Origin of the sequence: Paraburkholderia sp., assembly GCF_036488505.1 — a bacterium.
Taxonomy (GTDB): Bacteria; Pseudomonadota; Gammaproteobacteria; order Burkholderiales; family Burkholderiaceae; genus Paraburkholderia.
On record NZ_DASXHN010000213.1, the window covers coordinates 1 to 20,346 of the forward strand.

At 61.7% G+C, this 20,346-nt stretch carries 20 protein-coding genes and 1 pseudogene; 8 read left to right on the forward strand and 13 right to left on the reverse strand.

Annotated features, from left to right (window positions below):
• Window positions 1-618: D-alanyl-D-alanine carboxypeptidase (locus VGH68_RS12985; protein WP_331604031.1), on the reverse strand; the 618-nt coding region annotated here is incomplete at its 3' end.
• A 101-nt stretch (window positions 619-719) separates the two neighbouring features.
• On the reverse strand, window positions 720-1,904 hold the full coding sequence (locus VGH68_RS12990) for a serine hydrolase domain-containing protein (RefSeq protein WP_331604032.1): 1,185 nt from the start codon (window positions 1,902-1,904) through the stop codon (window positions 720-722).
• 633 nt (window positions 1,905-2,537) lie between these two features.
• On the opposite strand from VGH68_RS12990, the gene VGH68_RS12995 reads away from it, so the two are divergent.
• From VGH68_RS12995 to VGH68_RS13005, 3 genes are all read left to right on the forward strand, one after another.
• Window positions 2,538-2,726, forward strand: a complete 189-nt coding sequence (locus VGH68_RS12995) for a LysR substrate-binding domain-containing protein (RefSeq protein ID WP_331604050.1) — start codon at window positions 2,538-2,540, stop codon at window positions 2,724-2,726.
• A gap of 13 nt (window positions 2,727-2,739) precedes the next feature.
• Window positions 2,740-2,904 (forward strand): hypothetical protein, encoded by a 165-nt coding sequence (locus tag VGH68_RS13000; RefSeq protein WP_331604033.1) that lies wholly within the window; start codon window positions 2,740-2,742, stop codon window positions 2,902-2,904.
• Between the two features lie 630 nt (window positions 2,905-3,534).
• On the forward strand, window positions 3,535-4,794 hold the full coding sequence (locus VGH68_RS13005; protein ID WP_331604034.1) for an aldose epimerase family protein: 1,260 nt from the start codon (window positions 3,535-3,537) through the stop codon (window positions 4,792-4,794).
• 705 nt (window positions 4,795-5,499) lie between these two features.
• On the opposite strand, the gene VGH68_RS13010 is transcribed toward VGH68_RS13005, so the two are convergent.
• Window positions 5,500-6,294: an SDR family oxidoreductase gene (locus tag VGH68_RS13010; RefSeq protein ID WP_331604035.1), complete on the reverse strand. Its 795-nt coding sequence runs from the start codon at window positions 6,292-6,294 to the stop codon at window positions 5,500-5,502.
• A 531-nt stretch (window positions 6,295-6,825) separates the two neighbouring features.
• Window positions 6,826-7,740 (reverse strand): LysR family transcriptional regulator, encoded by a 915-nt coding sequence (locus tag VGH68_RS13015; protein WP_331604036.1) that lies wholly within the window; start codon window positions 7,738-7,740, stop codon window positions 6,826-6,828.
• A 46-nt stretch (window positions 7,741-7,786) separates the two neighbouring features.
• Between VGH68_RS13015 and VGH68_RS13020 the strand changes: the two genes are divergently transcribed.
• The 4 genes from VGH68_RS13020 (at window position 7,787) to VGH68_RS13035 (ending at window position 10,685) form a co-directional block, all read left to right on the forward strand.
• The gene (locus VGH68_RS13020; RefSeq protein ID WP_331604037.1) at window positions 7,787-8,053 is read left to right on the forward strand and encodes a hypothetical protein; all 267 of its coding nucleotides are present in this window, start codon (window positions 7,787-7,789) and stop codon (window positions 8,051-8,053) included.
• A gap of 34 nt (window positions 8,054-8,087) precedes the next feature.
• Entirely contained in the window at window positions 8,088-9,401 is a 1,314-nt protein-coding gene (locus VGH68_RS13025) for a serine hydrolase domain-containing protein (protein WP_331604038.1), read from the forward strand.
• A gap of 62 nt (window positions 9,402-9,463) precedes the next feature.
• Window positions 9,464-10,330 carry an NmrA family NAD(P)-binding protein gene (locus VGH68_RS13030; protein WP_331604039.1) on the forward strand — a complete coding sequence of 289 codons (867 nt, stop codon included), beginning with the start codon at window positions 9,464-9,466 and terminating at the stop codon, window positions 10,328-10,330.
• Entirely contained in the window at window positions 10,230-10,685 is a 456-nt protein-coding gene (locus tag VGH68_RS13035) for an aldo/keto reductase (protein WP_331604040.1), read from the forward strand. The genes VGH68_RS13030 and VGH68_RS13035 overlap by 101 nt, the downstream gene beginning before the upstream one ends.
• A gap of 78 nt (window positions 10,686-10,763) precedes the next feature.
• On the opposite strand, the pseudogene VGH68_RS13040 reads toward VGH68_RS13035, so the two are convergent.
• The 9 genes and pseudogenes from VGH68_RS13040 to VGH68_RS13080 all read right to left on the reverse strand — a co-directional run.
• A pseudogene (locus VGH68_RS13040) lies at window positions 10,764-10,952 on the reverse strand (hypothetical protein); the annotation flags it as partial.
• Window positions 10,942-12,444, reverse strand: coding sequence for a SulP family inorganic anion transporter (locus tag VGH68_RS13045; RefSeq protein WP_331604041.1), 1,503 nt, complete (start codon window positions 12,442-12,444; stop codon window positions 10,942-10,944). The pseudogene VGH68_RS13040 and the gene VGH68_RS13045, both read right to left, overlap by 11 nt.
• Before the next feature lie 78 nt (window positions 12,445-12,522).
• Window positions 12,523-13,491 (reverse strand): formylglycine-generating enzyme family protein, encoded by a 969-nt coding sequence (locus VGH68_RS13050; protein WP_331604042.1) that lies wholly within the window; start codon window positions 13,489-13,491, stop codon window positions 12,523-12,525.
• Between the two features lie 16 nt (window positions 13,492-13,507).
• Window positions 13,508-14,875: an arylsulfatase gene (locus VGH68_RS13055; protein WP_331604043.1), complete on the reverse strand. Its 1,368-nt coding sequence runs from the start codon at window positions 14,873-14,875 to the stop codon at window positions 13,508-13,510.
• A 98-nt stretch (window positions 14,876-14,973) separates the two neighbouring features.
• Window positions 14,974-15,834, reverse strand: a complete 861-nt coding sequence (locus VGH68_RS13060) for an ABC transporter ATP-binding protein (protein WP_331604044.1) — start codon at window positions 15,832-15,834, stop codon at window positions 14,974-14,976.
• Window positions 15,831-16,727 (reverse strand): ABC transporter permease, encoded by an 897-nt coding sequence (locus tag VGH68_RS13065; RefSeq protein ID WP_331604045.1) that lies wholly within the window; start codon window positions 16,725-16,727, stop codon window positions 15,831-15,833. Before VGH68_RS13065 ends, VGH68_RS13060 begins: the two co-directional genes overlap by 4 nt.
• Window position 16,728: 1 nt before the next feature.
• Window positions 16,729-18,171: an ABC transporter substrate-binding protein gene (locus VGH68_RS13070; protein WP_331604046.1), complete on the reverse strand. Its 1,443-nt coding sequence runs from the start codon at window positions 18,169-18,171 to the stop codon at window positions 16,729-16,731.
• Between the two features lie 106 nt (window positions 18,172-18,277).
• On the reverse strand, window positions 18,278-18,991 hold the full coding sequence (locus VGH68_RS13075) for a GntR family transcriptional regulator (protein ID WP_331604047.1): 714 nt from the start codon (window positions 18,989-18,991) through the stop codon (window positions 18,278-18,280).
• A 273-nt stretch (window positions 18,992-19,264) separates the two neighbouring features.
• Entirely contained in the window at window positions 19,265-19,978 is a 714-nt protein-coding gene (locus VGH68_RS13080) for a cadmium resistance transporter (protein ID WP_331604048.1), read from the reverse strand.
• Between the two features lie 154 nt (window positions 19,979-20,132).
• Here VGH68_RS13080 and VGH68_RS13085 point away from each other — a divergent pair.
• The coding region (locus VGH68_RS13085) for a GntR family transcriptional regulator (RefSeq protein WP_331604049.1) at window positions 20,133-20,346 on the forward strand (214 nt) is incomplete at its 3' end.

The window sequence follows — 20,346 nt, forward strand, 5'->3', positions numbered from 1 at the left end:
GTCGTTGACGAAGATCGGGGTTGCCATAAACTCGTCACGGAAGTCGAACGCCGCGAAAAGCCGGTCGTCGATCACGATGTCACCGTTGACCTTCGTAATGCCGGCGGCTGCCACCTGCTGTGCGAGTGAGTTATAGCCGGCGAGCGGATCGGGCGCGGATAGCACCGCATTGCCGAGACTGTTAGCTTCGTTGTGATCGAACGACGTGAGTGCAATCGTGCCGTCTGGATTCGCGCGTCCGCCCATTGTCAGATCGCCGCTCGCGACCAGAATCAGATTGCCGTTGAGCGTGCCGGCCCCATCGACGGTGCCGGTTTTATAGACCGGTGTCACCGCCCTGTGTTGCGCGCCGATCGCATTCAGCGCGTTGCCGGTTGTAAAGACCTTGCGCACCGACGCAATGTACACCTGCGAGCTGGAGTTCAGATCGTAGATCAGGTTTCCCGTGCCCTGATCGACGACCTGCAGCGACCACGTCGCGCCTTTGTACGCCGGCTTTTGCATCACCTGCAGGATCGAATCGGGTACGGCGGTACTATGACTGCTGTCGATCGATCCGCCGCACGATACCACCAGCGTCGCAGTGGCAATCACGGACAGGCGCAATACTATTTTCACAAATCCTCTTTCCATTTCAGGGTCTCCCGGGGCCGGTTAGCGTTTTAAAAAGCGCGTTTGATCGTCGTTGCACGCAGTTGCCTTCTTGTCTTCGTTAGCGCTCAAGGCTTGATCTCGTCGAGATCGTCGACGATGTTCTCGTTATCAAGCGCGGCAATCAGCAGTTTTCCGATTGCATCGGCGGGCGCGGTGCCATTGGGCGAATCCGCGCTCGTGGCCCAAACCACGATAGTGTTCTTCGAGTCCGGCGCGCTGACCATGAACGTATTGAAACCGTTGATTTGCCCGTTATGCCCGTAGTACGTGCCCCACTTTGCGATACCGAGGCAATAAGCCGGCGAATCGGGATCGCCTGGCGCGATGACCGTGCAGGTCGACAAACGCCGGGCCTGCAGATCGGTGTTCAGATAGTTACCGCCGACCATCGCCTTGACGAACATGGCCAACTCTCTGGCCACCGACAGCCCGGAGCCGGCGGTCCATCCCCATGATGCGGACGCGTCGGTTACGTCGGTCGGCTGTAGCGTGCCGTTTTTTGCGGCCGCCTGAAGCGCGGGCGACAGCGCTGGGCTGTTCGCCGTCTCCGCATTCGTGCCCCATAGATAGCCATGCGCGAACGGCGCCGGTATGGACGTATTGGTTTGCGGCGGCAGATACGTCTGTGTCAGACCGAGTGGCGTGAAGAGGCGCGCCTTGATCGCGTCGGCGGCGCTCATGCCGGTCAGTTGCTCGATTAGCATCCCGAGCAGCACCGTATTGGTGTTCGAGTAACCGAACAACGTCCCCGGATCGAAATCGACCTGATGGCTGTATGCGATGTCGAGGAGTTCGCTCGTGGTCCACAGCTTGCCGGGTTGGGCGTCTATCTTCTGATTGAAGCCGAGGTCGCGCGTGTAATTGAAGAGGCCGCTACGCATTCCTAGCAGCTGTTCGATCGTGATCCTATTGCCGTTCGGCACGTTCGGAATGTACTTGCCGACGGTATCGCTGAGGCTTAGCTTGCCTTCCTGCACCAGTTGCAGGATCACCGTGGCGGTCCAGGTTTTCGTGACGCTGCCAACGCGGAAATTCGCGTCAGTCGGAATCGGTGTGCTAGTGCCGCGCTGCGCACTGCCGAACGATTCGCTCCAGTTTCCGTTCGGCGATTCGACATAGACGACGGCGCCGGAGGTCTGCGTGTCCGAAAGTAGTTGCATGATCTGCGGCCGTGCCATCGTCACGTAAGCCGGATCGGCCGAAAGGTTGTCGCCGCAGGCGGCGAGTGCGAACGAGCTGATCAGCGCCAAAGTTCGTCCGCAAATTGCGAACAAAGAATAGCCAAGGCTAAACACGCGGCTGAGCGTCATTGCTTATTGTCCTTTTTGACTGAGCCGACTGGCAACATCACGCAAGTCGGTGAAATAGGCATGCGGGCGCAAATTCGCCGAAAAGACCCAATGCCTCAAGCGCACGACTCCCGTACTGCCGCATATCTGACGTGCGGCGGCCAACGCGTCCCTTAGTTCTTCCTCGCCAAATGAATATAGAAGATTGCTTTACAGAATGCACGGACGACTCATTCAATTCAGCCAAAAATAGATGCGTTGCCCAATATGGCGGTTTCAATCTGGTTAGGGCTTTCAGGTATGACTTGAAACGCTGCAGCACACATCGCACTGCATTAAGGGGTGCGGTGGGGGTCGAAAACGCCCCGTTCGCTGAAGCCGGTAGTGGTCGTTTGTTGCCGACATTTGGCGAACGACCGCTGAACAGCCGTAAGCGAGCATATCCGTTTCGGCACACAGCCGTCGGCTTGGGCCATCGCGGATGCGAGCGGTCCGATCCTCGCGTTAATTAAAGCAGACTACGCTGCGCGAGGAGCCACGGAGCTGCGAGCCCGTCTACGCGTTGCCTTGTCGACCAGTTTCGGGGTCCGCGAGGTGACCCCGCGGATAGGACGGTTTATGAGCGCGCATCCGGCTTTGCACGTTGACTTGCGAATGGCCGACGACCGGCAGGACCTGATCGTTGAAGGCGTGGATGTCGCATTTCGCTTTGGACAGTCGAAGGACTCGAAGGCCACTTCAACGATGCTAGGGCGTTACGCCCAGTTCTGGTTGCCCCCTTGACTATCTGGCCACGATGGAAACGCCGGTCGAGCCGGGCAATCTGGCCGACCATACGCTCATCATGGGGCCGTTGGGTGCCCGGGCCTCCCGGCTGGCCGCCCGCGCGCTTGTTGCCTGTCTTGCGGATGAGCTGAAAGGGATCTCGGTCTACTGGCTCGCAATTATCGAATTGCTGTAGCCGGGAAGCCGGCATGAATGTCCGGTCCGCTCGGTTACCTGCCCTAAAGCGCCTCAAAGCGCGACCGTCGGCAACGGGTCGCACTGAGCCGTTCGTCGTCGACCCGACGGCAGGGATGCCCGTCCGCCCACGATTCGCCGTCTCTTCCCGCGATCGCACAAGATGACGATGGGGCCAGTCCGATGCGATCCTCGGTGTCCTGCAGGTCCGTTTCGATCGGACCTAAGGGCGCGACGAGCGACGCTGTTTTTTTACTCTCCAGATCCGACGTTCGTGTCCGCGGTGTCCCCCTGTATGAAACCCGAGGCGCGGCTACTCCAGCCCGTCGACTCGTCGTCCACGAAGTCTCGGCTGGTTAGCTGAGGCACAAGCACCACGGCCCGCACAACGTCTTTGAGAAGCGCCCTTCGCGAGTGTGACGTTGTGAAGCCGTAGCTTTGCGCCGCCGCGTCGACGGTAAGCTCGAAGCTGGTGAATCGCAGCGCAGTTGAAACGCTCGGACGCATTCTTCCGAGTTCGCTCAGCGTCGCGAATTGGCGGCTCCGCGAGCACGACGTAGGCAGCGCCTTCGCGCATCCATGGGGCATGCGGTTTGCACTGCAAAAGTCACCCCAGTTTCAGGAGCCAACCATGACTACGAGCGCGGCGCGCATGCCCATCGGGCCATTTCACAGGCATGCGCTCAGGAACGCGCAACGCAGCATAGTGCGGCTCGTCGGCGCCGCGTTGTTCGCGGTACCGTGCTTGTCGCTGGCTGGGTCGCTCACGCAAGCGCCGTACGGTGTCACAGTCGACGGTCATGCGGTCAGCCGCTACACCATGACAAACGCGCATGGCCTGACGGTCAGCTTCCTGAGCTATGGCGGCATCATCAATCAGCTTCGCACGCCGGACCGCCGTGGCCGTATGGCGAACATCGTTCTCGGCTTCGGCAGCCTTGCCGACTATGAGAAGTTCAACGGCAACATCCACTTCGGCGCGCTGATCGGCCGCTACGCGAACCGCATCTCGGCGGGGCGCTTCAAGCTCGACGGGCAGACGTGGATGCTGCCCATCAACGATCCACCGAACACCTTACACGGAGGTCCGTCGAGCTTCGATTCGAAGGTGTGGACCGTAAAGCCGGTGGATTCGCGTGACGGCGTCAGCGCCGAACTGAGCTACGTGAGCCCCGACGGCGAAAACGGATTTCCAGGCACGCTTACAACCCGGGTGACGTACACGCTCACGGATGACGACGTGTTCCGCATCGACTACCGCGCGACCACCGACAAACCAACGGTCGTGAACCTTACCAATCATTCGTATTTCAATCTGGCCGGCGAAGGCAGCGGCAGCATCGAGCGGCAGACCATTCGAATCTTGGCCTCCCGCTACACGCCGACCGATGCGACGTCGATCCCTACCGGCGAACTGGCGAGCGTCGAGGGCACGCCAATGGACTTGCGCAAGCCAACCGTTATTGGCGAGCGGCTGCGCTCGTCGTTTGTCCAACTGGTCTACGCACACGGCTTCGATCAGAACTGGGTGCTCGACAAGCCGGCGAACGCGGAGTCGCCGGCAGACAAGCCGACCCCGCGTCTCGCCGCGTGCGCGACCGATCCGGCGAGCGGCCGCATGCTCGAACTTTATACGACGCAGCCGGGTTTGCAGTTCTATACGGCTAACGGTTTGAACGGCAGCGTGGTGGGCACGTCGGGCCAGACGTACCGGCAGGGGGACGCGTTCGCGCTGGAGGCCGAGCATTTTCCCGATTCACCGAATCAGCCGACGTTTCCGTCGACCGTGTTGAGGCCCGGCGATACGTTCCACGAGATCACCGAATGGCACTTCCGGACGCAAGCGGCCGGCGGCAAGCAAATACGGTCCACCGATCGACAGCCGGCCTGAACGCGAACGCGAACGCGGCACGCGGCACCACTTCCGGAGACAGGGACAACGGATACCGGGGACCGCAGCCCGAAACGGAAACATTCTGGGCTTTGAGGGCGGCACGCGCAGGCGTACTCGCCGCACGCGACGTCAACGGACGTGTCCACTTCCTGCACGCGTTCAACATGGCGATCCGCAACGGCAAGGGCCGCGTCACCCTGTTCGACGCCAGCGATGGAACGGGCTCCGGCATCTACGAGGGATTCGGCTTCCAGCCCGACCGGTACGGCCAGATGCACTTGCACATCGCTGCCGTGTGGCGCAGCCCCGGGGCACCGGTTCAGAGTCAGGTGAACGTCGATGATTGTCGAAATTCTCCTAACTCCGAGCTTCGTTCGGTTAATTTTGGACTCCACGCGACCGGCAACGCCGGCGTCTATCGAGGTCCAGGGAACGGGCAAGGGCGGCCTACTGTTGGCGCGCGGCAGGTAGCGGGCGCGAGCTTCAGACGGGGCGGCTACGTGGTGGGCAGGACGCCGTCCGGCTCAGGTCGGCCATGAGCGGTCAGTCGACGATCCGGGTGAATCGTCGACAATCTTCGAGGCCTCGCTTGGTTGCGCGAGGTTGCGAACGCGCTTTCACCATCGGGCAACCTTTCTTCGGAAGTTGCCATGCCACTACCGCTCGTCAATGGGCGAAACCGCCGGGCGAGAATCGGCCTTATTACGACCAGCCACCCGTCACCATGACATCCTCCGACGTGATCATGCGGCTATCGTCGGCCGCGAGGAACAGCGCCATGCGCGCGAGATCGCCGGGCTCCATTTCCTCGTCGATGCACTGGCCGCGTCGTATCTCTTCGCGGCCTTCGTCGGTGAGCCACAGGTTGCGCTGCTTCTCAGTCAACACCCAGCCCGGCACGAGCGTGTTCACGCGGATCCCATACGCGCCGAGCTCCTTGGCGAACCCGCGCGTCAGGCCCTGTACTGCCGCCTTGCTCATTGCGTAAACCGGGAACTGGCTGCTCTTGAGCATCCAGCAATGCGAGCCGAGATTAATGATCGAGCCCGCGCGTGCGGCCTTCATATCGTCGACCACGGCCTGCGCTGCGAACAACTGATGCCGCACGTTAACTGCAACTCCTGCATCGAACGACTCGGGCGTAACGTCGGCGAGCGCGTGGCGGCGATCGTTCGCCGCGTTGTTCACGAGCACCTCGATCGGTCCGAATGCTGCCCGCACTTCGGCGATGGCCGCGTGTAACGCGGGAATGTCGGTGACGTCGCAGGCGACGAAGAGCGGTTGATGGCGCGCGTTACCGAGCGATCTGGCAAGAGCTGTTCCCGCGTGCGTGTCGATGTCGAGAAAGCCCACACGTGCGCCTTGCGCAACGAAGTGCTCGACGAACGAAGCGCCAATGCCACTCGCGCCGCCCGTAATGAGCACGACCCGGTTTACTAGACTGGGATAGCTCGCGTAACGTGCTTGTCCCGAAGATTTTTCGCTAAAAGTTGCCATTCACGTCCCGTATTGATTAATCGCTGCGACGACGAAACCGACTGTGCGCCACGGAAGCTTGGTTGTGAGCTAAGCAGGTCCGGCTTCGTGGCGCCCTCCCGTCTGACGCCCCAATGACGCATTGTCTACGAGAAGGTGGCGATCCGCAAAGACGTGCTCGTCGTCGTGCGTTTCCAATACAACGCCGCCGAGCAAGCGACAGGGGGGGCCAGTGATCAAGCTGATGGACGACCCACTGCGCCTCGGGGCCGGCCGGCAGCCCGCGAAGGATGGATTTTCAACCCGAAGTGGCCTTTGTAGGCTCTCCCGCAATAAGAAAATGTCCGGCTATCTAAGAGACCGCTTCGCGTCTTGCGCTCTTGCTCGGTGTCCAGTGAGTGCACCTCGGCGTTGTCATGAGGTCCTCCCTTGGCAAACAGGGGCGGCGTTTGAACGACCGCTTTAGAGAAATGTGGCCGTCCGCAGTGGGTGACCGGCCGTTCGATGTTGCCTCACCGGTCCGCCGCGACAGCATTAGCGCGTGCCGACGCGCTAGTGATTGCCCGTCAGTTCGATCACGAAGTCAAGAAAAGCTCGGGTCTTTGCCGGCACGTGGTGCCGGGATGCGTAGTAGACGTATAACGGATACCGTTCGTCTACCCATTCGGGAAAGAGATTGATCAATCGGCCGTCGTCAATCAGGGGCTCGGCACCGAGCAGCAACATCTGCGCAATTCCGGAACCGGCGAGACATGCGTTGAGCAAGGCACCCGGATCGTTGACCGTGAGTCGTCCCTGGGTGTCGACCACAATGCGTTTTCGCTTGCGATGAAATTCCCACTGGAACGGCTTGCCTGTCGCGGGGTTGCGAAATTCTAGGCATCTGTGGCTTCGACCTTCAAGGTCCTCGGGTCTTGACGGCCGTCCCCAGCGAGCAACGTACGAGGGCGCGGCGACCGTCACGATGCCGGTGTCGAGTAGCTTTCTCGCGATCAGGGTAGACGCTTTGGGTTCGCCAAATCGCACGGCGAGGTCGAAGCCGTCCATGACGAGGTCGCCAAGACTGTCTCGCGCGATGAACTCGATTTCGAGTTCCGGGTGTGCGTCCATGAACGCATCCAGTTGTTGCCCGAGAATGGTCCGGTAGACGACAGGATCCAGATTGATTCTCAGCTTTCCACGCACAGCGGACGCGCCACCTGCCGCAGCGGCCGCTGCTTCTTCCAACCCGGCGAGATGGGGCATGACCTGCTCGTAAAAGCGGCGGCCCTCTTCAGTCAGGGAGACGGAGCGCGTAGTTCGGCTGAAGAGCCGGATGTTCAACCTTTTTTCCAGCCGCGCAATCGCCCGACTGACGCCGGGCGGCGTCATTCCTATCGCCTCCGAAGCGGCCACAAACGTTCCCGCGTCCACTACGGCGGCGAACACGCTAATGCTGCCGGGAAGCTTCTCGCTACTGGATCTCATGGTTGCTCGAGTTAATACGGGTGACGGAGCGCGACCGATCAACTGAATGCAAACGCTGCGCCGCGCAGCATTGCCGGACGTCGCGCTTGATCATGCCAAATTGGTGAGCCGTTGTCACTTATCTCATGACACCCATGTCATTTTGTTTTGTTTGGTGCTTGTCCAGAATACGTCTCACCGAGACATCCAGTCTCGCCAATCGAAGGAAATCGCGATGCACACGCTCATTTTCATCTTTGCTCTGGCGACCGCTGGACGATTAACGCGAACCAGTCGCGGAGCGCGTTATTCGCCCATCACTGAAGCACTCTGATGCCGCGATTCATTCATTCGGAAAGGAACGGAAAATGGCACTTCAAACGGATCGTCGTCGTCTCCTGAAGGGAGCGTCGAGCCTGCTGGCTCTTGTGACACCTGGTGGCGTCGCGAGCCGCGACGCGCGGGCAGTATCGCAGCGTGCGCGTGGCGACGTCGCGCTGGCCCATCACCCGGCCTACAGTTCGATCGATCAATGCCTGCAACGGGCGGTCGAGGACGGCACGGTTGCCGGTGTTGTCGCCACGGGCGCAACTGACCGCGGACTGGTTTACGAGGGAGCGTATGGCCGGGCGAATGCCCGCACTGGCGAGGCCATGAGTCCTGACACAGTCTTCTGGCTCCTGTCGATGACGAAGGCGATTACCGCAACCGCGTGCATGCAGCTCATCGAACAGGGCAGACTGCTGCTGGATCAACCTGCGGGCGAAATCCTGCCGCAGTTGAAGTCGCCTCAAATCCTCGACGGATTCGACGACTCCGGGCAGCCGAAGCTGCGTCCTGCGCGCAATGCGATCACGGTGCGGCATCTGCTCACGCATACCTCCGGCTTTACCTACAGCATCTGGAGCGACAAGCTCAGCCGGTACGAGACGGTGACGGGCATGCCGGACATCGGCTATTCGATGAACGGTGCATTCGCGGCGCCGCTCGAGTTCGAGCCGGGCGAGCGCTGGGAGTACGGCATCAGCATGGACTGGGTCGGCAAACTGGTCGAGGCCGTGACTGATCAGTCGCTGGAAGTCTACTTCCGCGAGCACATCTTCGATCCGCTGGGCATGCGCAACACGGGCTTTCTCATCGGTAGCAAGCAGAAGCAGCGCGTCGCCACCATGCACAGGCGTCAGGCGGATGGCTCTCTCGCGCCCGAGCCGTTCGAGATCAATCAGCGCCCCGAATTTTTCATGGGCGGAGGCGGACTCTTCAGCACGCCGCGCGACTACATGGCGTTCCTGCAGATGCTGTTGAACGGCGGCACGTACCGCGGCGAACGCGTGCTACGCGCCCACACCGTCGCGACGATGTTCCGCAATCACATCGGCGATCTGCAGGTTGCGGAAATGAGGACGGCGCAGCCGTCGTGGTCGAACAGCTTCGATCAGTTTCAGGGCACCGCGCACAAGTGGGGGCTGTCGTTGGACATCAATACAGAGCAAGGACCCCACGGACGAAGCGCAGGCAGCGTGAGCTGGGCAGGCTTGTTGAACACCTACTTCTGGGTGGATCCGGTCAAGCGCGTCGCCGGATCGCTCTTCACGCAGATGCTGCCCTTCTACGATGCGCGCGTAGTGAATCTGTACGGACAGTTCGAGCAGGGGTTTTACGACGGTTTGCGTCGCGCCTGAGCGATTGAGCGTCGGCACATCGACGCTGCGTTACCCGATATATCTACACAGGAGAAAGAGCAATGTACGCAATCACAGGAATCACCGGCAAGGTGGGCGGCGCACTGGCCCGCGAACTGCTGGCTGCTGGTCAGCCGGTGCGCGCAGTCGTGCGCGATGCGACGCGGGCGAAGGCGTGGACAGAGCGAGGTTGCGAGGTCGCGACGGCTTTCATGGAAGATTCTTCGTCGCTCGCCGCCGCGTTCGAAGGCGCGACGGGCGTTTTCATCCTGCCGCCTTCGGAGTTCGATCCGGAGCCCGGGTTTCCTGAAGCGCGCAAGGTGATTGATGCTGTGTCCGCAGCACTCCGGAAGGCACGGCCCGACAAGGTCGTTTGCCTCTCGACGATCGGCGCACAGGCTGACGAGGTCAACCTGCTCACCCAGCGCACGCTGATGGAGCTGGCACTTCGCGAGATGCCGATGCCGGTGACGTTCCTGCGGCCTGGCTGGTTCATGGAGAACGCCGCATGGGACGTTGCGTCTGCAAGCGACGATGGCGTCATTGCCAGTTACCTGCAGCCGCTCGACAAGCCGCTGCCGATGGTCGCCACTGCGGACGTAGGCCGCGTTGCTGCCGAACTGCTTCAGCAGACGTGGCGCAGTGTGCGCGTCGTCGAGCTTGAAGGCCCACGCCGGGTGAGTCCGAACGATCTCGCATTGGCTTTCGCCGGCGTGTTGCGCCGTGAGGTACGTGCGGAAGTCGTCGAAAGGCAGACGTGGGAAGCGCTGTTCCGCACGCAAGGCATGAAGCATCCTCTACCTCGCATACGCATGCTGGACGGTTTCAATGAAGGCTGGATCGACTTCGAAAGCAATTCCGACGAGATCGTGCGCGGCCACGTTGAACTGGAGACGGTTCTTGGCGAGCTCGTGTCGCGTCGAATCTGACAGAGGCGATAGCGCGACGCGTGGACTCTGCGTCTTACTCTACCGATGCATCAGGTTTTCGTTCAAACAAGGAATACACGATGGAATACAGCACGCTTGGCAGAACTGGTCTCCGCATCTCACGGCTGAGCCTTGGCGCGATGACTTTCGGTTAGCCTGGTTGCTTGCGCGACAGCAGATCACTTCTGTCATCGTCGGAGCCCGCACGTGTGAGCAGCTCGCAGCTAACCTCGATGCACAGGACCTCGCATTAACCTCCGAACAGTGCGCGCGGCTCGATAAAGTATCTGAACCGTCAGTGCCCTTCCTCTACTGGATGCAACGCCTCCATGACCAGAATCGCGTCTGCGGATGAGGGGCGGAGCGTCGAGAATCCTGCCTGCGCGACGCGGTTGAGCGGGGAATGCCTTTGGCCCCGTGTGCGGCCGCTACCGACGGCGTTGTCCACGACCTCGAACACCACTTGATGCAGGCCTGAGCCATCCGCCGTATCGCCGATGTACATGCCCGGGCGTTTGCGGACCGCATCGAGCCCTTCGAGAATCTGGATCTGCGCGGCGGAGTATTCGCTTGTCGCGGGGGCGGCGTTCGCACTCGCGTTGGCTGTCGGATCAGCCGACATTGAGATTGCCGCTCAGACGTGCATGGAACGCGCGGCTGCGTTCATCGAGCCCGGTGAATTGCACGTCGATGTGATGCTGCCGGTACTTCGCTTCGATGGAATCGAGTGCGGCGACCGTCGACGCATCCCAGATCTGCGATTTCGAAAAGTCGATGATGACCGTGCGCGGATCGCTCGCGTATTCGAAGCGGTCCACCAGATCGTTGCTGCTGGCGAAAAACAGCGGACCGTGCACTTCGTAGCGCACGGACTGCTCATCGGCAGACACCGTACGCGTGGTGCGGATCACGTGCGCGACGCGGCGCGCGAACAGCACCGTCGCGAGCAGCACGCCGCCGACCACGCCGAGCGCGAGATTGCCGGTATAGACGGTCAGCACCACCGACACCACCATCACCGATGTCTCCATCAGCGGCATGCGCCTGAGCGTCGCGGGACGCAGGCTGTGCCAGTCGACGGTTTTCACCGCGACGACCATCATCACCGCCGCGAGCGCGACCATCGGAATGCGCGCCATCACGGAACTGAGACCCGTCATCAGCAACAGCAGCGTGAACGCGGCAGCCAGCGTCGATACTCGCGTGCGCGCACCGCCGATGCCGACATTCACCACGGTCTGCCCGATCATCGCGCAACCGCCGACGCCGCCAAACGCGCCCGCGCACAGATTGCCGAGACCGAGCGCCCATGATTCGCGCGTCTTGTCGGCGCGGGTCTCGGTGATCTCGTCGACGAGTTTCGCGGTGAGCAGCGTTTCCAGCAAGCCGACGAACGCGATACTGATCGCCGTCTGCCAGACGATCTTCAGCGTGCCGACAGCGAAAGGCACGGTCCACCGCGTCAGGCCGGGCAACTCCACTGGCATCGGATGATCGCCGCCGACCGTCGGCACGGCCCACTGCAATGCGACCGCCAGCCCGGTGGCCACGACGATCGCGATCAACGGTGCCGGCACTGCCCGCGTGACACGCGGCCCGATCAGCACGATCGCGAGCGTGATCGCGAACAGTACATAGACCGCAAATGGTTTGTCGATCACATGCGGTATCTGCGCGCAGAAGATCAAAATACCCAGCGCGTTGACGAAGCCAAGCATCACCGAGCGCGGAATGAAGCGCACGATGCGCGCGAATCCCAGCACGCCGAACGCAACCTGGATCAGACCGCCCAGCAGCACGGCCGGAAAGATATAGCCCGCGCCATGTGCGTGCACCAGCGGGCCGACGACGAGCGCGACGGAGCCGGCGGCGGCCGTCACCATCGCGGGCCGTCCGCCGAACAGCGACGTGACGATCAACAGCACGACCGACGCGAACAGGGCCGAACGCGGTTCTACCCCTGAAATGAAGGAGAAAGAGATCACCTCGGGAATCAGCGCAAGGCTGGTGACCACGCCCGCGAGCACTTCGCGCAGCAGTTCCGCGCGAGATGCAGGCAGCGTGATGCGCGGCTTCGCGCGCGATGTTTCGATGCTGCTCACAGGATTTGTCATGACGGTACCTGGTTCGTTTTAGACGTGAAGCGTGAGGCGCGGCGCACGTCGATGACACGCGCCGCGCCTGCATGCGGATCACACGCGCACGATGCATCGAAAGCCAATGTGGCTGGTCGACGTATCGAGTGTCTGGCCCTGACGCGCAGCGGGCCGGTAGCGCAGGCAATAGCTCGGTGCGCACAGATGCGAGCCGCCTTTCACGACGTGGCGCACCTCGGTATCGCTTAGACCCGACGACGGCACGCAGCACGACTTCGTTTCCTCGACGCCGGGCGCGCTGCCGTAGCGCGTGGCGGTCCATTCCCACACGTTGCCCCCAACGTCGTACAGACCGTAGCCGTTGGCGGGATACGACTTGACCGGCGACGTGCGTTCATAGCCGTCGAGGGCTGTGTTCTGCCACGGAAACTCGCCCTGCCATGTGTTCGCCATCGGGCGCCCGTGCGGCGCGAGCTCGTCGCCCCACGGATACACCGCGCCATCGAGGCCGCCGCGCGCCGCATATTCCCACTCGATTTCGTTGGGCAGCGACTTGCCGGCCCACGCCGCATACGCGCTCGCATCGACGAACGACACATGCACCACCGGATGATCCGCGAGACCTTCCAGATCGCTGTGCGGTCCGTGCGGATGCCGCCAGTTCGCGCCGGGCACATACGCCCACCAGTTGCGGTAATCGCGCAGGTCGACCCGCGATGAAGGCTGCGTGAAGACCAGCGAGCCCGGACATAGCAGCGCGGGGTCGGCGTCGGGGTACAGCGCCGGATCGGGCTGCCGTTCCGAAACGGTGAGATAGCCGGTGGCGTCGGTGAATGCCTCGAACTGCGCGTTCGTCACCGGATGCGTGTCGATCCAGAAATCGCGAGCCGTGGCGCGCCGCGACGGACGCTCTTCGCGATAGAACACATCGGAGCCCATCGTGAAATCGCCGCCGGTAATCCGCACCATGCCCTCGGTGCGGACGGCGTCGATCGATGGAGCCTGCGCCGCCGCCTTCGACTGAGAGCAGCAGCATGCACGCTTCGCGGGTCGTGTGTCCGTCATCGTCGTGCTCATGGCTTCAGGCGTTGAACACCGACTTCGGCACGAATTCCAGCGCGGAGCCCGGCGGAATCAGTTCCTCCTGCTTCACGCTCTCGTCGAACTCGTGCACCACGCGATGCGCGTGCTGCATCACCCACCACCGCACATAGCGCTGGTTCACGGCTTCACGCTCCTTCGGGTCTTCCTGCAGGTGCGTGATGCGCGCAAAGCCGAGCGGCAGTTCGGGATCGTGGAAATGCTGCTGACGCTTGAAGTTGATCTTGAAGTCTTTCCACTTCACCGCGTGCAGTTCGTCGTTGAGCCACACCATGCACGACTCGCGGTTCGACGTGTCCTGTTCCCCCAGGAAGAAACTGGTCTGGTCCTTGCCGTCGATCAGGCGATCCTTCGGCGTCTGTTCGCCCGCGAAGCTCAGCAGCGTCGTGAACATGTCGGTGACGTGCACCATCTCGTTGCTCTCGACGCCCGCGGGAATGCGGCCCGGCCAGCGCGCGAGCAACGGCGTGCGGATGCCGCCTTCGGCCGAACTGAAGTACGAGCCATCGAAGAAGCCGCCCGTGCCGCGACCCGCGAGGTGGTCTTCCGCGCCGTTGTCGCCGCACAGAATCACGATGGTGTCGTCCGCGACGCCGAGACGGTCGAGCTCGTCGAGCAGCACGCCGAAGTCGTGATCGAGCATCAGCAGACAATCGCCCCACTCCCCGTTGGTGCTCTTGCCGACGAACTCGTCGCGCGGCGACATCGGGAAATGCATCAGCGAGTGATTGAAGTAGAGGAAAAACGGCTCGTCGTTTTTCACGCAGCGCTGCATGAAGTCGATGCCGCGCTTCTGATATTCCAGGTCGCAGGTCTTCTTGGTTTCCATCGTCAGCTGCTCGTCGAGCAGCGCTTGGGTGCCTTTGCCCTTGAAGCCCTCGTGCATGTGCGAGTAGCCGTCACGCTCCGGAACATAGTGCGGATCTTCGAGCCACATGCATTCGTCATAAGTGCGCAGCGGGCCATACCATTCGTCGAAGCCGTGATCGGTGGGATAGCGGCCGTCTTCGGCGCCGATATGCCATTTGCCGAGGCACGACGACTTGTAGCCGCCCTTGGCCAGCAACTCGGCGATGGTGATTTCCCACGTCACGATGCCGCCGCCGTTGCCGCCCAGCGCGATCGTGTGATTGCCGGAGCGAATCGGGTAACGGCCCGTCATCAATGCGGAGCGCGTCGGCGTGCATTGCGGCTCCACCACATAGTGCGTGAGCTTGGTGCCTTCCTTGCAGAATGCGTCGATGCGCTTCGTATCCGCGCCGCGCAGCTTGCCGCCGCCGTAGCAGCCCAGTTCGCCCATGCCCAGGTTGTCGACGTGGAAGAACAGGATGTTCGGTTTCTTGCTCATTGCAAAACTCCATCGGATCGAGAGCGTTATTCCCCGCTCCCGGTTAGGGATGCCAATCCAGATTGTGTCGTGCCCGTTGTGCTGTTCCTGCAACGGGATCAAAGCATTTCTTCTACGCCGTTCGGACCCATTTCGATGCTGAACCCTTGCACGCCGCCGCTTTGCAACTCCGAGCCCATCGCCGCGAGCGACTCCTCGCGAATCAGGTTTTTCAAGCGAAGGACCAGTTCGGTGAACTCGGGCGTATCGAACATCGCAGCGGTGCGCGGGCGCGGCAGCGGCACGCGAATCTCCGCCTTGATCCGGCCGGGCCGCGCGGTCATCACATAGATGCGGTCGGACAGAAACACGGCTTCTTCGATATCGTGCGTGATGAACAGAACCGACAGCCGGAAGCGCTGCCACATGTTCGTCAGAATCTCCTGCATCACGGTGCGCGTTTGCGTGTCGAGCGCGCCGAACGGTTCGTCCATCAACAGCACTTGCGGATTCGCCGCCAGAGCCCGGACGATGCCGATGCGCTGCTTCATGCCGCCCGAGAGTTGATCCGGGTAGTGGTTCTCGAAGGACAACAGCCCCGCGAGTCCGAGCAGCGTGCGCGCGGTGCCCTGGCGCTTGACGCGCGACACGCCCGCCATCTTCAGGCCGAACTCGACGTTTTCTCGCACGCGCAGCCACGGGAACAGCGAATACTGCTGAAACACGACGCCGCGTTCCGCGCCGGGCCTCCTGATCGCCATGCCATCGAGCGTGGCCGTGCCGCGTGTCGGCCTGGTGAAGCCCGCGACGATGCTCAGCAGCGATGACTTGCCGCATCCGGAAGGGCCGATCAGCGAGACGAACTCATGCGGCTCGACGGTGATCGACACATCCTTGACGGCTTCGGTGCGGGCATCGCCCGAGCCGAACACGACGCCGATATTGCGGCAGTCGACGCGTCCTTTATTCGTGTTGGTCATTTACGGGCTCCGTTGACATAGGCGAGCCACGGCATCGACACCTGGCCGATCAGACGGATTGCGCCGCTGCACAAAAGACCGAGTGCACCGATGGTGATCATGCCGAGCACGATCGCCGGATAATTGACGAGCGAATACGCTTCCCACGTGTAGTAGCCAACGCCGTATTGACCCGAGATCATTTCGGCCGCGATCAGGGACACCCAGGCGACACCCATGCCGACCGCGAGACCGGTGAAGATGTTCGGCAACACGCCCGGCAGGATCACGTGCCAGAAGAGTTGCGCCTCGCTCGCGCCGAGACAGCGGCCCGCACGCATCAGCACACCGTCGAGCGATTCGACGCCATCCACGGTGTTGAGCAGGATTGGATAGAACGCGCCGATGAAAGTGATGAACACGATGGAGGATTCCGTGGTCGGCCACAGCATGATCGACATCGGCACCCACGCGATGGCCGGAATGGGCCGCAGCACTTCGATCGCCGGCATCAGCAACTGACTGACGATGCGATAGCGGCCGATCATCAGCCCGAGGCCCACGCCGGTGACGACGGCAACCGCGAACCCGGCGAAGATGCGTCGCAGGCTGTGGCTGATATTCTTCGCGAAGGCATCCGATCCGACTACATGCACGGCTTCATGGAAGACGTCATACGGCGTGGGCACGTTCTGAAAGCGGATGTAGAACTGCACCCGGTAACGCGTGCCGAGATACCACAGCACGAACACCACACCGATCGAGACCACAGCGAACGCCGCCCTGACCCCGAGCGCCTGCGCGCTGCTCAGCGTCGGCGCGCTGAAGCGCCGGTTCTTGCGCGGCGCGCGCTGCGGTGGCGTTGGCAATGCGGACGCGCTTTTGTCGAGTTCGAGATCGAGAGAGCGTTCCATCTCATTTGCCTCCGTTGCCGATTGCGTTCAACGCCTGCGTGTAGCTGACCACCTTCGCGCCCGACTTCTTCGCGCTCGCTTCGGCTTCGCGCTTGAGCAGGAATGGCTCGACATCGGGCTTCGCACCGGCTGCGCCGCCTAGCGTGTAAAACGCGTCGTCCGCAAAGACTTTCACGCCGAGTGTCTCGTCCGTCAGATACACGGCGTCGAGCTTCCTGCCTTGCGCGCGATACTGATTCACGCCTTCGAGCGTGCACGCCGCCGAGCTGAATGGAACCACATCGCCGCCCTGCACCCAGATCTGGCCGGCCTGCGCCGGGTTGCTCACCGGCGCATTGCACACCGCGTCCTTGCCCTCTATCTGGTAGTTGGAAAAACTTGCGAGCTGCGCGTCATAGTTGCGGCCGGACTCCTTGAAGGCTGCGCGCACGAAGGAGTCATTGACCCATGCGTCGATATCGAGGTCCTTGACCATGTTGAGTTGCTTGAGCACCGCATAGTCTTTCTTCAGCGCCGCGATCCAACGGGGCTTGATGGTGGGATCGAGCGTATCGATGCCGCCCGGGCCGAGGAAGATGTAGGCCACTTCCTTGTTGATCCCGGTCCACGACTGGATCTTTTCCGCGGCCTGCTCGGGGTTCTGTCGCACCCACTCGTTCGCTGCCATCAACGCCTCGATGTAGGCGGTGACGATTTCCGGATACTTCTGTCCAAAGTCCTTGCGAACGACGACACCATGAAACGTAGGCTGTCCCGTTTCGACGCCATCGAAGATTTTGCGCGCATAGCCCCGGTACGGCAGGAGTTCGGCAAAGGGCACGAAGTCCGCGTGCGCATCGATGCGTTTTTCCTGAATGCTGGTGCTGCCCACTTCTGGCGACTGGTTGGTCAGCACGAAGTAATCGCTCGGCAATTTGCGGCTCTGCAGTGCCGCGAGCAGCATGCCGTGCGCGGCGGAGCCGAACGGCACGGACACGCGCTTGCCCTTCAGATCGCTCAGGTCGTAGTACGGCGAATCTTTCGGCACGACCACGCCATTGCCGCCGCCATGCGCGTTATAGGCGATCACGGCGACCAGCTCGGTGTCGTTGTGGGTCGCATGACCGGTCGCACCGTTCACGAGTAACGGATAGTCGCCCATCATGCCGATCTGCAGATTTCCCGCGATCATGCCGTTGGTGATCGGCGGCCCGGACGTCGCGTTTTGCCACGTCACGTTATAGGTAACGTCCTTGTACTTGCCCGTATGCGGCAGATATTTGTCCAGCAAGCCGAGTTGCCTGATGACGATGCCGCCCGTGACCGTATTGGTCGTGGTGTCTTGCGTACCGATGCCGATGTCGATCGTTTCCGCGTGCGCAGCCGTGCCCAAAACCAGCGCGGAGCCCATCGCGACGAGTGAAGCACTGCGCAACGCGTGGCCTGCCAAATCTCTGATTCGCATGATTAACCCTGAAGATCGAGTGAATGAAACGGTTCGTTGCGGCCCATCCCAGTCAGTGACAATCGGGACGCCGAATCGGCACCGGCACGTGATGCAGCCAGAATGCTCAAGTCGCAGCGCCGGCCGCGTGTCTTTCGACGTGGACCTTGAACTGGAAAGCGTCTCCCCGGTAATGCAGTTCTTCGTATTCGAGCGGCACGCCCGCGCTCGTATGAACGACCCGCTCGATGAACAGGATCGGCGCGCCCTCTTCCACACCGAGCACATCACGCAATTGCTCGGTGGCGGGCATCGAGCACATGCGCAGATCGGCGTGCCCCAGTGCAATCTGACAGTCGTTTTCCAGCACCGAGAACACGTCGCGATTCGTCAGATCGGCGCGCGCGACACGCAGACCGATTGCGGCAGGCAGATACGAGACGTCGAGCGAAATCGGCGCGCGATTCAGAAACCGCAAGCGCCGCAGTTCGGTGACGCGCTCACCTGTTTCGATCCGCTCGCGCACATGCTTCGGTGGCACGATGGTGCGCAGCGACAGCACCTTCGAATGCGCTTCGTAGCCCATCTCGCGCATCGCGCTACCAAAGCCCTGCAGACTGCCGAGGTCCTGAAACGCGCGCGGCCGCGACACGAACGTCCCCTTGCCATGAATGCGGAAAATCAGCCCTTCGCTTTGCAGGTTTCCCAGCGCCTGCCGCACGGTGATGCGGCTCACGTCGAATGCGTTCATCAGTTCGCTTTCGGACGGCATCTGCTGGTGCGCACGGTACGCGCGCTGCAGGATGCGATCGCGCAGAATGTCGGCAATCTGCAGGTACATCGGGCTCGGTCCATTGAAATGCGCGGGCGATCCGCCTGACGGCAATACGCTCGTTTCGGATAACGTCGGATCGGTTGCACTCATATCGGTGGATATAACTCGTCATTACAAGTTGGACTGGATTATGCAAGACGTATGCCAAGCTTTTGCCGGCCTGAACCGCCGTTTTTCCCTGCGCTTGCCGCCTTGCCGGGCCCCACAACCGAACTTGGCTGCGCGATGCGGTGCATCTCTGAGTCGGCTTGGTGCACGGCGTTGCGCGCCGTCACTCGCTCAGGCGAGGGAACAGATCCACGCGAACGTGTCGAAGCGAATCAGCAGCGACAAACCGATAGCCGTTGTCGCGAACGGCGCGATACGTGTGGCTGCCCGGCGCAACGCGGCCATCGATAGCGGCGAGCGCACGGTCATGAAGGCGCCCAGACACAACAATGCTGTCAGTACGCCAAATATGAGCGCCACAATCGAAACGTCTGCCGTTGGCCGGCCAATCATCAGGCTTGAATACATCAGCACGTTGTCCACCGCGCCGGACGTGGCAACGGCTGTCACGGCGAGGAGGCGCCCCGCACAACCTGTTGCCGTTGTCGTGCGGTGCGTGGTGTGCTGATCGTCGCACCCATTGCGTTGACGCAAACCCGCTATCCGTATCAACCCGGCGATCAACGGCACGATCCCCGCAAGCCCAATGCAGGGCGCGTTCGTCGTCCATGCCGACTGCGTGATGGCTGCGGATATCGTCAGCTGCGCGGCGACGCTGATGAACTGTCCCGCCACGATCTCGCCGGCGCGATAACGCGCGTTGCTGAAGAACGACAGCAGAAGCGCATAGCCATCGACATTCGTCGACACGTACGCGGCCGTGACCGTAGTCACCAACGCGAGCGAAGCATTCAATCTCTTCTCCTTTCTGTGCCTGTTAGTCCGACTTGTTATGGCAAGGCATAACATGTTTGCGAAAGCAAATGCGATGCCATGCAAGAACATAAGGAGAGAGACGGCGGTTTATCGTGCGTTCGAAGCACGCTATGGCATGTCATGACGTAACCAGCTAGCGTCACTTTCACGCATGCGCGATGCTACAATCGGCGACCGCCACCGCTGCGCGATTGAGACTCCCGCGCCATCCCGCTCATCGACCATGCAGACAAGCCGCCCGATATTCGAGTCCAACTCGCCCATTCCGCTCTACCAGCAGATCAAGGACGCGCTACGCAGCGGCATTCTCGACGGCAAATACCCCCCGCACGGCCGCATGCCGTCCGAGAGCGAACTGCAGGAAATGTTCGAGGTCAGCCGTATCACGATCCGGCAGGCGCTGGGCGATCTTCAGAAAGAAGGGCTGATCTTCAAGG

What these genes read in the sequence shown, in the direction of transcription:
- VGH68_RS13005 (WP_331604034.1), top strand. Translation starts at nt 3,535, where the DNA reads ATGACTACGAGCGCGGCGCGCATGCCCATCGGGCCATTTCACAGGCAT.
- VGH68_RS13030 (WP_331604039.1), top strand. Translation starts at nt 9,464, where the DNA reads ATGTACGCAATCACAGGAATCACCGGCAAGGTGGGCGGCGCACTGGCC.
- VGH68_RS13055 (WP_331604043.1), bottom strand. Translation starts at nt 14,875, where the DNA reads ATGAGCAAGAAACCGAACATCCTGTTCTTCCACGTCGACAACCTGGGC.
- VGH68_RS13065 (WP_331604045.1), bottom strand. Translation starts at nt 16,727, where the DNA reads ATGGAACGCTCTCTCGATCTCGAACTCGACAAAAGCGCGTCCGCATTG.
- VGH68_RS13035 (WP_331604040.1), top strand. Translation starts at nt 10,230, where the DNA reads ATGAAGGCTGGATCGACTTCGAAAGCAATTCCGACGAGATCGTGCGCG.
- VGH68_RS13000 (WP_331604033.1), top strand. Translation starts at nt 2,740, where the DNA reads ATGGAAACGCCGGTCGAGCCGGGCAATCTGGCCGACCATACGCTCATC.
- VGH68_RS13080 (WP_331604048.1), bottom strand. Translation starts at nt 19,978, where the DNA reads ATGTTCTTGCATGGCATCGCATTTGCTTTCGCAAACATGTTATGCCTT.
- VGH68_RS13060 (WP_331604044.1), bottom strand. Translation starts at nt 15,834, where the DNA reads ATGACCAACACGAATAAAGGACGCGTCGACTGCCGCAATATCGGCGTC.
- VGH68_RS13025 (WP_331604038.1), top strand. Translation starts at nt 8,088, where the DNA reads ATGGCACTTCAAACGGATCGTCGTCGTCTCCTGAAGGGAGCGTCGAGC.
- VGH68_RS13015 (WP_331604036.1), bottom strand. Translation starts at nt 7,740, where the DNA reads ATGAGATCCAGTAGCGAGAAGCTTCCCGGCAGCATTAGCGTGTTCGCC.
- VGH68_RS13050 (WP_331604042.1), bottom strand. Translation starts at nt 13,491, where the DNA reads ATGACGGACACACGACCCGCGAAGCGTGCATGCTGCTGCTCTCAGTCG.
- VGH68_RS13010 (WP_331604035.1), bottom strand. Translation starts at nt 6,294, where the DNA reads ATGGCAACTTTTAGCGAAAAATCTTCGGGACAAGCACGTTACGCGAGC.
- VGH68_RS13075 (WP_331604047.1), bottom strand. Translation starts at nt 18,991, where the DNA reads ATGTACCTGCAGATTGCCGACATTCTGCGCGATCGCATCCTGCAGCGC.
- VGH68_RS13045 (WP_331604041.1), bottom strand. Translation starts at nt 12,444, where the DNA reads ATGACAAATCCTGTGAGCAGCATCGAAACATCGCGCGCGAAGCCGCGC.
- VGH68_RS13020 (WP_331604037.1), top strand. Translation starts at nt 7,787, where the DNA reads ATGCAAACGCTGCGCCGCGCAGCATTGCCGGACGTCGCGCTTGATCAT.
- VGH68_RS13070 (WP_331604046.1), bottom strand. Translation starts at nt 18,171, where the DNA reads ATGCGAATCAGAGATTTGGCAGGCCACGCGTTGCGCAGTGCTTCACTC.